The 13,428-nt window shown below is 61.4% G+C and carries 10 protein-coding genes; 8 read left to right on the top strand and 2 right to left on the bottom strand.

What is annotated here, in order from left to right; translation table 11 throughout:
* Complete coding sequence (locus tag GIW79_RS03495; RefSeq protein ID WP_198790692.1) at window positions 1-1,749, bottom strand: bifunctional alpha/beta hydrolase/class I SAM-dependent methyltransferase; 1,749 nt, start codon at window positions 1,747-1,749, stop codon at window positions 1-3.
* Between the two features lie 10 nt (window positions 1,750-1,759).
* Entirely contained in the window at window positions 1,760-2,380 is a 621-nt protein-coding gene (locus tag GIW79_RS03490) for a CDP-alcohol phosphatidyltransferase family protein (protein ID WP_014720578.1), read from the bottom strand.
* Window positions 2,381-2,810: 430 nt separating this feature from the next.
* Between GIW79_RS03490 and GIW79_RS03485 the strand changes: the two genes are divergently transcribed.
* The 8 genes from GIW79_RS03485 (at window position 2,811) to GIW79_RS03450 (ending at window position 13,378) form a co-directional block, all read left to right on the top strand.
* Window positions 2,811-5,333, top strand: coding sequence for an RHS repeat-associated core domain-containing protein (locus GIW79_RS03485; protein WP_236453473.1), 2,523 nt, complete (start codon window positions 2,811-2,813; stop codon window positions 5,331-5,333).
* Between the two features lie 134 nt (window positions 5,334-5,467).
* Window positions 5,468-7,393 carry a protease modulator HflK gene (gene hflK / locus GIW79_RS03480; RefSeq protein ID WP_054896112.1) on the top strand — a complete coding sequence of 642 codons (1,926 nt, stop codon included), beginning with the start codon at window positions 5,468-5,470 and terminating at the stop codon, window positions 7,391-7,393.
* A gap of 9 nt (window positions 7,394-7,402) precedes the next feature.
* Window positions 7,403-8,404, top strand: a complete 1,002-nt coding sequence (hflC, locus tag GIW79_RS03475) for a protease modulator HflC (RefSeq protein WP_161793234.1) — start codon at window positions 7,403-7,405, stop codon at window positions 8,402-8,404.
* Window positions 8,401-9,435, top strand: a complete 1,035-nt coding sequence (gene hflK / locus GIW79_RS03470; RefSeq protein WP_003195796.1) for a protease modulator HflK — start codon at window positions 8,401-8,403, stop codon at window positions 9,433-9,435. Before hflC ends, hflK (GIW79_RS03470) begins: the two co-directional genes overlap by 4 nt.
* On the top strand, window positions 9,432-11,318 hold the full coding sequence (locus GIW79_RS03465; protein ID WP_236453476.1) for a cation-translocating P-type ATPase: 1,887 nt from the start codon (window positions 9,432-9,434) through the stop codon (window positions 11,316-11,318). Before hflK (GIW79_RS03470) ends, GIW79_RS03465 begins: the two co-directional genes overlap by 4 nt.
* A gap of 116 nt (window positions 11,319-11,434) precedes the next feature.
* Window positions 11,435-11,686: a BufA2 family periplasmic bufferin-type metallophore gene (gene bufA2 / locus GIW79_RS03460; protein ID WP_003195792.1), complete on the top strand. Its 252-nt coding sequence runs from the start codon at window positions 11,435-11,437 to the stop codon at window positions 11,684-11,686.
* A gap of 67 nt (window positions 11,687-11,753) precedes the next feature.
* A complete protein-coding gene (bufB, locus tag GIW79_RS03455) occupies window positions 11,754-12,599 on the top strand; it encodes an MNIO family bufferin maturase (protein ID WP_236453479.1) in 846 nt (281 codons plus the stop codon).
* Entirely contained in the window at window positions 12,590-13,378 is a 789-nt protein-coding gene (locus GIW79_RS03450) for an HvfC/BufC N-terminal domain-containing protein (protein WP_054896093.1), read from the top strand. Before bufB ends, GIW79_RS03450 begins: the two co-directional genes overlap by 10 nt.
* Window positions 13,379-13,428: the final 50 nt, after the last annotated feature.

The raw sequence follows: 13,428 nt of genomic DNA, 5'->3' as shown, positions 1-13,428 counted from the left end.
TCAGATCTTCTGTGCCAGGGACACGGTGAAAATGCCCCACTCATCCACGCGCTGGGTGATCTTGCGAAAGCCCGCTGCTTCGACGAGTTGGTCCATTTCCGCCTGGCTGCGCCGGCGCATCACCCAAGCCTGACCCTGACGGTGGCTGGTAAGCGCACGGGCAATCAGCTCCAACTGCGGGTGCCACGGTTGGCCGGTGTAGACCAGGTAACCACCTGGCTCCACGGCTTCGGCCAGGCCCGCCAGTGAACCGCCGACCATGGCGTTATCGGCGAACAATTCGTACAGGCCAGACACCACGGCCAGGGACGGCTTGGGGTCGAGGGCGGCCAGGTCGGCGCGGTCGAACGCGTCGCCTTTGACGAACTGGGCGATGTCCCCCAAACCCTTTTCGCGAATCAGCGCGCCACCGTCGCGCACATTGATATCGCTGTAGTCGCGCAGCAGGATCGACTCCGGCAACGGCGAGACGCCCTGCAAGGCTTCAAGAATGTAACGGCCGTGGCCGGCGGCGATATCGACGATACGGACTTCGCGGTGATCATCACGCAGCTTGGCCATGGCCAGGCGCAGCAGCTCTTCGACGTTCAGCTTGCGCTGGCGAATACCACGCCAGCCGATGGAGTTGAGGTAGTTGGTATCGATCATCCGCCCCAGCCCGCCCTTGCCGGTAGGCTTATTGCGATACACGTAGTCCAGGGTGCTGCCGGAATCGAAGCCGGTGTCGAAGCCCAGCTTCACCCCATCCGACAGGTTCTTGCCCAGGCCCATGCTGGCGCGGGTCATGCGCCAGTACAGGTCGCGCAGTGAATTGCGTGGCAACGGCGCGGCGAGGGATTCGGATTCGGCGCACGTGGCGCCAAGTTTGTCTGCATCCAGTAAAGAAGCGCGGTCCAGCGGGTGGGCGAAGTTCTGCAAGATAAAGCGCTTGGCGCTGGTCACCGCCACGGCGCGATCACGTTCGCCGAGGGTGTCGTGAAAAAAGCCGGGGAGGATATGCAGCTCTTTTTTAAGGCTGCCGAGGCGGTCGAAGAACTGCTGCTGGGGTTTACGGTGCACCACAAAGTCGGAGCCCGAAATAAGCAGTTGGGTCGGCACCTGGATCGCCTGGGCGTCGGCGACAACCCGGTCGGCCGCTTCGTAAAGGCCCAGCAGCACATTCACCGAAATGGCCTTGGTGATCAGTGGATCGCTGTCGTAGGACGCCACGCGTTCGGGGTCATGGCTGAGGAACTTGGCCTTGACGTAGCTGTTGACGAAAAAGTTGCCACGAAACTTGCGCATCAGTGCCAGGCCGGGGCGGGCGAAGGGCACGTACAGCTTGACCTTGAAGGCTGGCGAGGCGAGCACCAGGGCGCGGATTTTTGGCGCGTAATCATGAACCCAGGTGGCCGCGATCACCGCGCCGACGCTTTGGGCGATGACGGCGATGCCTTCCTCCTCGATGCCGTAGGTGGCATTGATGTGGTCACAGAAAGTCTGCACATCGCGGGCGCTGGTGGCAAAGCTGGGGCTGTCGCCGCGCTCGCCTGGGGATTGGCCGTGGCCACGGGCGTCCCAGGCGAAGAAGTCGAATTCAGGCAGGCCCAGTTCATCCACCAGGTGGGCAATACGCCCCGAGTGCTCATGGCCGCGATGGAACAACAGGATCGCCTTGCGCGGCCCGACACCTGCCGTGGCCGGCCAGTGCCGATAGAAAAGCTCGACGCCATCATGGGTACTGAAGGTGTGCTGTTGCTGTTCGCGCATCGCAAAATCCTTATGCAGAAGGGAGAGATTGTTGTTCTTTGAGGCCCTGACGCACCCGGTTGACCAAGGTATAGGCGAGCAGGGCGGCGACCAGCCACATCACCGCCTCCACCCAACCGGCGCCGAGCCAGCCCAGCGCCACGCCCGTGGCCAGCACCCCGAGCACGAACGCCCGATCACTCTTGCCCATGGGCCCGTCATAACGGCGCGACGCGCCCACCATCGGCCCCAGCACTCCGGCGTATTCGCTGAATACCGCAAGCAGCGTCACCAGCAGCACCGGCGCCAGGCTCACATCGGGGATCAATGCAAAGGGCAGGATCAGCGCACTGTCGGCGATCACATCGCACAATTCATTGAGGTAAGCACCGAGGCGCGACTGTTGGCCGAATTCCCGGGCCAGCATGCCATCGATGGCATTGAGCGCCATGCGCACAATCATCCACAGCGGGATCAGTGCAAACAGCCAGAGGTGTTGGGCAAAGCCCGCGATCAACAGCCCCACCAGCAGGGAAACAACCCCGGCCAGCACGGTGATCTGGTTGGCGGTGGTGCCGTTGTCATAAAGGCGCTGCACGAGAGGCCGCAGCAGGTTTTGAAAACGCGGCTTGAGTTGGTAGATGGAAATCATGGGGGGGCGCTTCCTTGTCCGTGAACCCGCGAAAAACTGTCTGAAGTGTGCCGACTAATCGCAGCCGACACCAGTGATGGCTCGTGTTTATAGGGGATTAGTCACGCTCTTGAGCATAATCAATCACCGCTTGTGGGAGCGTCCTATGGGCCTCAACAGCAGGTGATCGAGTTCGTGTCTATAGTTACATCTCTACACACGCAGAGGGTCGCAAATGTCTTCGACTTTGCACCGACAGACACCGACTCTGAGGGTGACAGACGCGCGTAGGTTGCAAGTAGCGGTCGTTGCGTATCACCGACAGACATTAGACGAGGCACTGCAGGCACGTACCGAAAGGTATTCGCGCGATGTCCTTGGTCGAGTGCATGCACAATGGGACACGCGATTGTGGGCAACGGGTGGTGAAACAGGGGAGCCCAACCAAGTTATGACCCATAGTCTGTCGGGCCAGCAGTTGCGTGTTGAAAGCGTAGATGCGGGCTGGCGTGTCAACCTTGTGGGCGACGCAGCTCAAACGCTGCATAGTTGGGATGGGCGGGGTACTGTCCGGCGGGTGTGCTATGACTCCCAAATACGTCAGGTTAGTGTGAGCGAAGAGTCAGCGACCACTCTCCAGACCTTCGTCGAGCGGCTGACGTACGGATCATCGACTGAAATGGGCAATCGTTGCGGTCGGCTGGTTCGGCATGACGATGGGGTCGGCAGCCAGGTTTTTGTCGATTACGGTTTGCTGGGGCACGTTGCAGGCCAGACTCAACAGTTTCTCAAGGCATTGGTACCCGCGGATTGGCCTGAGTCTTTGGATGAGCGCGACGCGTTATTGGAGACAGATCACCAAGGCGCGGCAATGCGGTATCTCACGCAATGGCATCACGATGCGTTGAATCAGTTGCTCCGCCAAACCGATGCGTTGGCGAATGTGCAGAGCCATTGCTACAACGTGGCGGGTGAACTGGTTCAATCCAGTCTGACTGAGGATGGAAAACCGGAGCAATTGCTGCTCAGCGCGGTCCGCTATAACGCTTGTGGTCAAGTCGAATCCCAGCTGGCGGGTAATGGTGTCATTTCCCGGCCCGGCTACGACGCCCGCAGTGGGCGACTATTAAGACTGAACACAATCCGGCAGGATAAAGTACTCCAGGACCTACATTATCAGTGGGACCCCGTGGGTAACCTGCAATGCTTGGAGGACCGGGCACAACCAACCCAATGGTTTGATTCTCAACGAATTGTCCCCGTTAGCACTTATCGCTACGACACGCTTTACCATTTGATTGAGGCCACCGGACGGGAAAGCGTCCTGGCCGGCATTCAGCCTGGCCTGCCCGGTGTTGTACTACCAGGAGGAGGTGACGCGAGTCGGTTGCGTAACTACACGCAGGTTTACACCTATGACCTCGGCGGAAATCTAATCACGCTCAAGCATGGCAGCGAACCCTTGCGCATGATGAAGACAGCCGAGCGTAGTAATCGAAGCATGTACATGGCCGATGAGATGAATCCACCGGATTTAGCCAATGGGTTTGATGCAAACGGCAATTTGTTGATGTTGGACGGCGCGCAGAGGATGACATGGGACGCCCGTAATCAATTGCACCAAGTCACCCAGGTGCTGCGCAAGGCGGGGCCTGCGGATAACGAACGGTATTTCTACCATGGCACTGGGCAGCGTGGACGCAAGGTACGAGTGTGGCAGGCAAAGTCTGTTGAGCATGTGGCCCAGGTCATGTATCTGCCGGGTTTGGAGATACACAGCGATACGGCGACGGGAGAAGTCCTGCATGTCATCAGCGTGGCGTTAGGGCGCAGTCAAGTTCGACGGTTAAACTGGCGAGCGAACGGTCGCAAGAGACTACCTGTCCCACAGTGGCGCTACAACGTTGATGACCATCTGGGCAGCGTTGCGTTGGAACTCGATGAATATGGTGACGTGATCAGTCATGAGGGGTATTACCCCTTCGGTGGTACAGCGTGGTGGGCGGCCAGAAGTCAGACTCATGTTAATGGCAAGACCATCCGTTATTCAGGCCAAGAGCGGGATGCGACCGGATTGTACTATTACGGTTCGCGTTACTATGCGCCATGGCTGATGCGCTGGATCAACCCGGATCCCTCGGGCGAAATCGATGGGCTGAATCTGTATCGAATGGTCCGAAATAATCCGCTCCGGTATCGAGACCACGATGGCAGGGCTCCGGAAGTCGCCGACGACTATTCGGATAATTCCTCCAGTGCCCATGTTCCGGCTTATCGACAGAATCCAGAGACATTCCGGCGTCGTGACGTGGATGCTCACGTCGCCGCCGAGCGCCGGGACGCCGTGGAGAGGAGCATGACTCACCGTATGTATGGCGAGCACCGCGTTGAGTCTACTTACACGTCTGCTTCAATCCCAGGCAGGTATCGGTTCAGAAACGAATTCTTGCCCGGCCGCTGGCGCTTGATGGAAAACTACCGTGCGCCAGTAGAGGGGCCCAATGCTACCGACGTTACCTGGCATCAGTATGAAATGATTTCAAGGCATAACAATTTTTACGGTGTTTTACCGCAAGCCATTGTGCGCTGGAACGTTCAAAACAATGAGGCTCTGCTTGCTACGCAGCAGCAGGAAGGCATGCTGGAGCGGTTTTTGGCCAGTGAGGGCAATGGCCGTTCAACTCAGAGAATCATGACTGCTTTCGGCCTGCGTGCTACGGGTATCACGCGACAGGAAGTTTACGATTATCAACTGGGGGCGGACGTTGACATCATAGAGGTTCATGTCGAGCCTCAGCCTGTTCTCGAACCCGCTCCGATGGTTAGGAGCCCGTCCCTGGAGGCTTTGACTCGAGCAGTAGAGCGAGACTTGCGCCGTGCGGCGCGCAACCCTGTCTCACGGGTTGCCCATCGTGTTTGGCGAAACATGCGTAGAGTCATTCAAGGTAGCAGTGCCCGACGTGCCCTGAGGTAACTCTGTGAAGGCCGGACAGCCGACGGATATTTTGCGAGTGCTCCTCGACCTAAATGTGCGAACGGGGTTGAGAACAAAAATTTCACGCTTCGTGTTATATCGTAACGAATTGTGTACAAGTGGGCGTTGAGCAGATGCAAGTGGATCTAGAGGCTGACGGGGCTTCGGTTGAAGGCCTCGCGCGTTTTCAGCAGGGGCTGTTCCACGCCCGTCGATTGCGCCAGGCCGGTATCGGCCTGACAACCCTGGCCCTCAGTGGTTGGATATTGGCGCTGTTCGTAGCGTTGTTTGCACCCGTGTCGATCTGGCCGGTGGTATTGATCAACTGCGCGTCGGCCTTGCTGCTGCTGGTGGCCGGCTTGCAGTCGGCCTGGTGGGTGGCCGATTGGCGTGCCCAGGCGCTGGAAGTGCCGCGCGGCGAAGCGGTCGAACAATCCATCGAGCCCACACCCTGGCATAAGGGCCTGATCAACCGGTTCGGCAACGGCCTGTTGGCGCAGATTGGCGCACCGGTGCTGTGGTTGGGCGGCTGGTCGTTGCTGGCACTGGTCAGCATCCTGCAGTTCTGGAACCTGGGCTTGCCCGCTGCTGCCATCGGGCAATCGGCAAGTATTGGCGCAGCGCTCGCATTGGCCCTGGCGTTTGGCCTGCTGGTATTCGAACGCCGCCTGGCCCAGGAAACTGCCGCCCAATGGCCGGAAGCCTCGCAACTGGCGCAGTTGAGCCGGATGGCAATTATCTGCCTGGTGCTCAGCGCGATCTGCCTGCTGTTTGCCAATGCGGAGTCGGTCTGGCCGCTGCGCCTGGCCACCTTCATCGGGCTCCTGCCGGCGCTGGTCGCGCTGGAATTCCTGCTCAGGGGCGTGCTCTCGCTGTTCAGCCCGCGCCAGCCGCGTCTCGAACCGCGCCTGATGGCGCAGAGTTTTATCGCCGGCCTGCTGCGTTGGCCGCCGCAACCCTTGCTGGCGTTGCAGCATGAACTGCACAACCGTTTTGGCATCGACCTGCGCCAGATCTGGGCCTTCACTTACATGCGCCGAGCGTTTTTCCCGGTGTTGCTGGTGGTGCTGGCGGTAGGTTGGGCGCTGACCGGTGTGCATGAAGTGCCCCTGCAAGGCCGTGGGATTTATGAGCGTTTTGGTAAACCGGTTGAGGTGTTCGGCCCCGGGCTGCATGCGGGTTTGCCGTGGCCGTTGGGCCGCGTACTGAACGTGGAAAACGGCGTGGTGCATGAGCTGGCGACCAGCGTCAGTGACGCCGCCACACCGCAGTTGGCCGCAGCCGAAGGCCCGGCGCCGTTGATCGCCAACCGCCTGTGGGACGCCAGCCATGTGAATGACAAATCCCAGGTTATTGCCAGCAGCAGCGGCGACAAGCAGGGCTTCCAGATAGTCAATATGGACGTGCGCTTTGTCTACCGCATCGGCCTCACCGATCAGGCTGCGCTTGCCGCCACCTACAACAGCGCGGATATCCCGACCCTGATCCGCAGCACCGCCAGCCGCATCCTGGTGCACGATTTTGCCTCGCGCACCCTGGATGAACTACTCGGGGAGGAGCGCACCAGCCTCGCCGACGAGATTGGTCGCAGCGTGCAAGCCGACCTGCAAACCCTCGACAGCGGTGTGGAAATCCTCGCCACGGTGGTCGAGGCGATCCATCCGCCGGCCGGGGCCGCCAACGCTTATCACGGTGTGCAAGCCGCGCAGATTGGCGCCCAGGCTTTGATCGCCCGTGAACGCGGTGCCGCCAGCGAACAGACCAACCAGGCGCTGCTTCAAGCCAGTACCGCCCGCGATCAGGCCCAGGCCAGTGCCCGCGAAGTGAATGCCGGCGCCCAAGCAGCGAACCTGCGCTTTGCCGCCGAACAAAAAGCCTACGCCGCTGCGGGCCAAGCCTTCGTGCTGGAACAGTACCTGGGCCAACTGAGCCAGGGCCTGGCCCAGGCCAAGCTGCTTATTCTGGATCATCGTTTGGGTGCCGACAGTGCGCCGACGATCGATCTACGTTCTTTTACCTTGCCCGCCGACCCGTCGGCGCCGCGCAAAGCCGTTCAATAAGGAGTTCGTCTGTTGAGCGCTCATTCCCACGATCATGATCACGGTCATCACCACCATCACGGCCACCACCATCACCATCACGGCGATGAGCAGGCGACCGGGCCTTTTCCCTGGCGGCGCATGGCGTGGGCGGTGTTGCTGGTGCTGTTTGCCGTGGCAGCGGCGAGCCTGGTGCAAGTGCGTTCCGGCGAGGCCACGGTGATTACCCGCTTCGGCAACCCTGCGCGCGTGCTGCTGGAGCCGGGCCTGGGCTGGCGCTGGCCGGCACCGTTCGAAGCAGCGATCCCGGTGGACCTGCGCCTGCGCACCACGTCCAGCGGCTTGCAGGATGTGGGCACCCGCGATGGCTTGCGGATTATTGTGCAGGCCTATGTGGCGTGGCAGGTGCAGGGCGATGCCGACAACGTGCAGCGTTTTATGCGTGCGGTGCAGAACCAGCCGGATGAGGCGGCGCGGCAGATTCGTACCTTCGTCGGCTCGGCGTTGGAAACCACGGCGGCCAGTTTTGACCTCTCCAGCTTGATCAATACCGACGCCAGCCAAGTGCGCATTGCCGATTTTGAAGCGCAGTTGCGCCAGCAGATTGATCAACAATTGCTCACCACCTATGGTGTGCGCGTGGCGCAGGTCGGTATCGAGCGCTTGACGTTGCCGTCGGTGACCCTCACCGCCACGGTTGACCGCATGCGCGCCGAGCGTGAAACCATCGCCACCGAACGCACCGCCGTGGGCAAGCGCGAAGCGGCGCAGATCCGCTCCGCTGCCGAGCGAGATGCGCGCATCATGCAGGCCGATGCCACCGTGAAAGCCGCCGACATCGAAGCGCAGTCGCGGGTTGAAGCTGCGCAGATTTATGGCCGCGCCTACGCTGGCAATCCGCAGCTGTACAACCTGCTGCGCTCGCTGGATACCTTGGGCACGGTGGTCACGCCGGGGACCAAGATCATCCTGCGCACCGACGCCGCGCCGTTTCGCGCACTGGTGGATGGGCCGAAGGACCTGCAGCCATGAGCGAGCCTGAAAGCCCGGACAGCCCGTGGATCCAGGCCGGGCGCCTGACGTTCCTGGCACTGTACGCGGTCACTGTATTGGCGGCGTTGGCCTGGGCCTTTTCCAATGTGCGCCAGATCGACCCGCAGAATCGCGCCGTGGTCCTGCATTTTGGCGCCCTCGATCGCATTCAGAACGCCGGATTGTTGCTGGCTTGGCCGCAGCCTTTCGAACAAGTCGTCCTGCTGCCAGCGGCCGACCGGGTGATCGAACGGCGGGTGGAAAACCTGCTGCGTTCCGATGCGGCGCTGCAGGCCGATCGCGTGGCCAGTTTCGCCACCCCCTTGAGCGATGCCCTGGCCGGCTCCGGCTACCTGCTGACCGGCGATGCCGGGGTGGTGCAGTTGGACGTGCGGGTGTTCTACAAGGTGACCGAACCCTACGCCTTTGTGTTGCAGGGCGACCACGTGCTGCCGGCCCTGGATCGGCTGGTGACACGCAGCGCCGTGGCCCTCACCGCTGCGCGGGATCTGGACACCATCCTGGTAGCCCGCCCGGAACTGATCGGCAGCGACAATGGCGCCGCCGAACGGCGTGAGCGGCTGCGCGGCGACCTGGTGCAAGGCATCAACAAACGCCTGGCGGAGTTGGCGGCCAGCGGCTTGGGGCTGGGTATCGAAGCCACCCGCGTCGATGTGCAATCGAGCCTGCCTGGGCCTGCGGTGAATGCGTTCAACGCGGTACTGACCGCCAGCCAGCAAGCCGATAAAGCCGTGGCCAACGCCCGCACTGAAGCGGAAAAACTCACCCAGACCGCCAACCAGGAAGCTGATCGCCAGGTGCAAGTCGCCCATGCCCAGGCCAGCGAGCGCTTGGCCAATGCCCAGGCGCAGACCGCTACCGTTGCCAGCCTGGCCCAGGTCAAAGATCCCGGTTTGCTGTTGCGTCTGTACCGTGAGCGCTTGCCGAAGATTCTCGGCCAGGCCGGTTCAGTGACCACCGTCGACCCCAAAGACGACTCCCGCTTGATCATCCAGGGAGCCGAACAATGAGCGCACCCATGCTGACCTCTGCCGAACAGCGCAGCGCTGCCCGGCAATTGACCTTGGCGATGCTCGCCCTGGGCTTGCTCGTGCTGGGCCTGGTGTGGCGCTGGCTCGCGCCCGACCAGAGCGGCGTCAGCCAGTTGCTGCTGGGCGTGGCATCCCTGTTGGTGGCGGTGCCGGTGATGCGTTCGGCCTGGTACAGCCTGCGCTTTCCGAGCCTGCACGGCATCACCGACCAATTGATCGCCCTGGCCATGCTCGGCGCCTGGGCCACCGGTGATCTGCTCACCGCCGCGTTGCTGCCGATCATCATGATCTTTGGCCATGTGCTGGAAGAGCGCAGCGTGATTGGCTCCCAGGAAGCGATCCATGCCCTGGGCAAACTCACCCGCAGCCACGCCCGCCTGGTGCAGGCGGACGGCAGCATCACCGAAGTGGATAACGGCACCTTGAACACCGGCGATATCGTCGAAGTGCGTGCCGGTGACCGCGTGCCGGCCGATGGCGTGGTGTTGTCCGGCCAGGCGAGCCTGGACACGGCGCCGATCACCGGCGAGTCGGTGCCGTTGGAAGCCAGCGTGGGCGTGCAGGTGTTTGGTGGGGCGATCAACCTCGATGGCCTGCTGCGCCTTGAGGTCACGCGTACCGGCAACGAATCGACGTTGGGCAAAGTCATTGCGCTGATGCAGAACGCCGAGCGTTCCAAGCCGCCGATCACCCGGCTGCTGGAGCGCTACGCCGGCAGCTATATGGTGTTGGTGCTGTTGCTGGCGGCGGTCACCTGGTTTGTCACCAACGATGCGCAGGCGATGCTGGCGGTGTTGGTGGCGGCGTGTCCGTGCGCTTTGGTGCTGTCGGCGCCGGCCACCGCGATTGCGGGGATCGCCGTGGCGGCGCGCCATGGCATTCTGATTCGCAGCTCGGCGTTCCTGGAAGAACTGGCCGACCTGACATCGCTGGTGGTCGACAAGACCGGCACCCTGACCTTTGGCACCCTGCGTTTGCAGTCCATCGAAACCGCCGCGCCGGATCGCCAAGCGCTGCTGAACCTGGCGGCCAGCCTCGGTTCGGCAAGCAGTCATCCGGTCAGCCGAGCGTTGGCGGGGTTGGCGACCCAGGAGCAGATGCGGGTGCTTAGCGACATTCGCGAGCGTCAGGGCCTGGGCGTGGTCGCCCAGACCGAGCAGGGCGAAGCGGCGCTGGGACGGCCGGAGTTGTTTGAACAGTTGGGCATCGTCACCACCGCCGTGCCCACCCATGATGGCCCGATTGCCGGGCTGGCGTTGAACGGCGAGTTCCTCGCCTGGCTGCTGTTGGCCGACAGCGTCAAACCCGAAGCGCGCCAGGCCCTGCAAGAGCTGCGTGACTTGGGCCTGGGCCGCCAACTGCTGCTGACCGGCGACCGCAAAAGCGTGGCCGACAGTCTGGCGCTGGACGTGGGCATCAGTGATGTCGAAGCCCAAGCGCTGCCGGAAGACAAGCTCAACCGCGTGTTGGGCGAAATCAGCAGTGGTTTCAGGCCAATGGTGGTGGGCGACGGCATCAACGACTCCCTGGCGCTCAAGGCCGGCGTGGTCGGCGTGGCCATGGGCGCGGGCGGTGCGGACATCGCCCTGGCCTCGGCGGACGTGGTGTTGATCGGCAGCGACTTGCGCCGCCTGGGCACCTGTGTGCGCTTGAGTCGCCAGTGTCGGCAGACGTTGCAGGTCAATGTGATCATTGGCTTGGGCTGGACACTGGCCATTGTGGTGTTCGCCGCATTTGGCTGGCTGGGGGCGGCGGGCGCGATGATCGCGGCGGTGCTGCATAACCTCAGCACCTTGCTGGTATTGGGGAACGCCGGGCGTTTACTGCGCTTCCAGGAGCCGCTGTTGAAACTCGACGAATAATTTCAGAAATATTTGCTCACGGCTGTAACGCCGACAGGAGGCCTCACTCTAGTGCTGTGTCGAGACTGAACAATCCGTTCGGACCGGCTCCACTACTGATCATGAGGAATACAACAATGAGCATTAAATCCGCTGCTGCTGGTGCCGCCCTCGCAATGGCCGCTGCTTCTCTGTTCGCGGGTGTGGCCACCCAGGTACAAGCGGCAGACGCCACCGTTCACTGCTACGGCGTGACCTCCTGCAAAGGTATGAACGACTGCAAAACCAAGGACCACGCGTGCAAGGGCCAGGGCGAGTGTAAAGGGATGGGCTTCAAGGCCATGACCAAATCGGCCTGCGACGCCGCTGGCGGTAAAGTCGGCGAGTAACCGGCAAACAAGTGCAACCGCGGCGGCTGCCTGCTACCGCTGCGGACACTTTGCCCTGGAGTGAGTCATGTCCGCGTTCCTTCCAAGTCTGGGTTACGGCCTGGGTTTACGCAGTGAGTACTACCACCAGATCCTAGAACAGTCGCCGGCCGTGGATTGGTTCGAAGTGATCTCCGAGAATTACCTGGTGCAGGGCGGCAAGGCCTTGTACTACCTGGATGCGATAGCCGAACGTTACCCCTTGGTGATGCACGGTGTGTCGTTGTCCATCGGCGGGCCACATGCCCTCGATACGGATTACCTGAACCACATCAAACAGCTCGCAGAGCGCATTCAGCCGGCGTGGATTTCCGATCACCTGTGCTGGAGCCGCGGCAGCGCGCATCAGTTACATGATTTGTTACCCCTGCCTTACACCGAAGAAAGCCTCTACCACGTGGCCGGCCGCGTGCGTCAGGTGCAGGACGTGTTGCAGCGCCCGCTGGTGCTGGAAAATGTCTCAAGCTACGTGCGTTCCAAGGCGGATGAATTCACCGAGTGGGAGTTCCTCAACGCCTTGGCCCACCTGAGCGGATGCCAGTTGCTGCTGGACGTCAACAACGTCTACGTCAGCGCACGCAACCATGGCTTTGATGCCTGGACGTTCATTCGTAACCTGCCAGCCGAAAGCATTCGCCAACTACACTTGGCGGGGCATATGGATTATGGCGACTATGTGGTCGATACCCATGACCATCCAGTGTGCGACCCGGTGTGGGCGCTTTATCAGCAAACTTTGGAGCATTTGGGCCCGGTGTCGACCTTGTTGGAACGCGATGACCATTTTCCGCCCTTCGAAGAGTTGCTCACCGAGTTGAACAAAGCCCGTGAGTTGGGTGCCAGCGCCTTGGCCCGGAGAGCGTTATGCGCCTGATCGACTGGCAGTTGGCGTTTGAACAGCATCTATTATCCGAAGCGCCCGCGGCCAGCAGTGGCTTTGCCGCCACCTTGCTGGGAGGGCCGACATTGGATGTGGACACCGGCCTGGCGATTTACCACAACGCTTACCTGTCGCGTCTGCAAGAGGTACTGCGCCATGACTTCGGTGCCATCTGGTATTGGCTGGGAGATGAGCAGTTTTGCTCACTGACCGAGGCCTACATCCGCCGTTATCCGTCGGCCCATTACAGCGTGCGCTGGTTGGGCGAGCGCTTTGCGATGTTTATCGTTGAGCATTTGATGGCTGCGCAAAGTGCGCCTTTGGCTGAGTTGGCACGCCTGGAGTGGGCGTTCACCTTGGCGTTTGACGCCGCCGAAGGGGAGCCGCTGACCTTGAATGACATGGCGCATTTGGCGCCTGAAGACTGGCCCACCTTGCAGGTTGCGCTGGCGCCTTCGGTGCAGCAGCTGCTTTGCCGTTTCAACACAGTGGCGATCTGGCGAGCCAGTAAGGATGAGTCGGATTTCCCCGGCAGCCAGGCGCTGGAACCGGCGCAAATCTGCCTGGTGTGGCGCAACCAGAACCGCTGCCACTACCGCAGCCTGGAAGCCGCTGAAGCCTGTGCGCTGTCGGGCATGGTGACCATGGGCTGGAACTTTTCAGAACTGTGTATTGAGCTGGCGGTCACTTATTCAGAGGGGGCGTCGCTGCAAGCGGCCACTTGGCTGAAACAGTGGGTCCAGGAAGGTTTGCTCGAGCGCCGAGCGCCATAGAAGGGGGGCTATTCATTCGATAGCTTCCTACTTTGTTTGGCATGGTCTAC

This window comes from Pseudomonas sp. PA-7-1E, assembly GCF_021605325.1.
Classification (GTDB): domain Bacteria; phylum Pseudomonadota; class Gammaproteobacteria; order Pseudomonadales; family Pseudomonadaceae; genus Aquipseudomonas; species Aquipseudomonas fluorescens_BV.
Note: the sequence above shows the minus strand (reverse complement) of the source record. Positions and strands in the feature narration are given on the sequence as shown.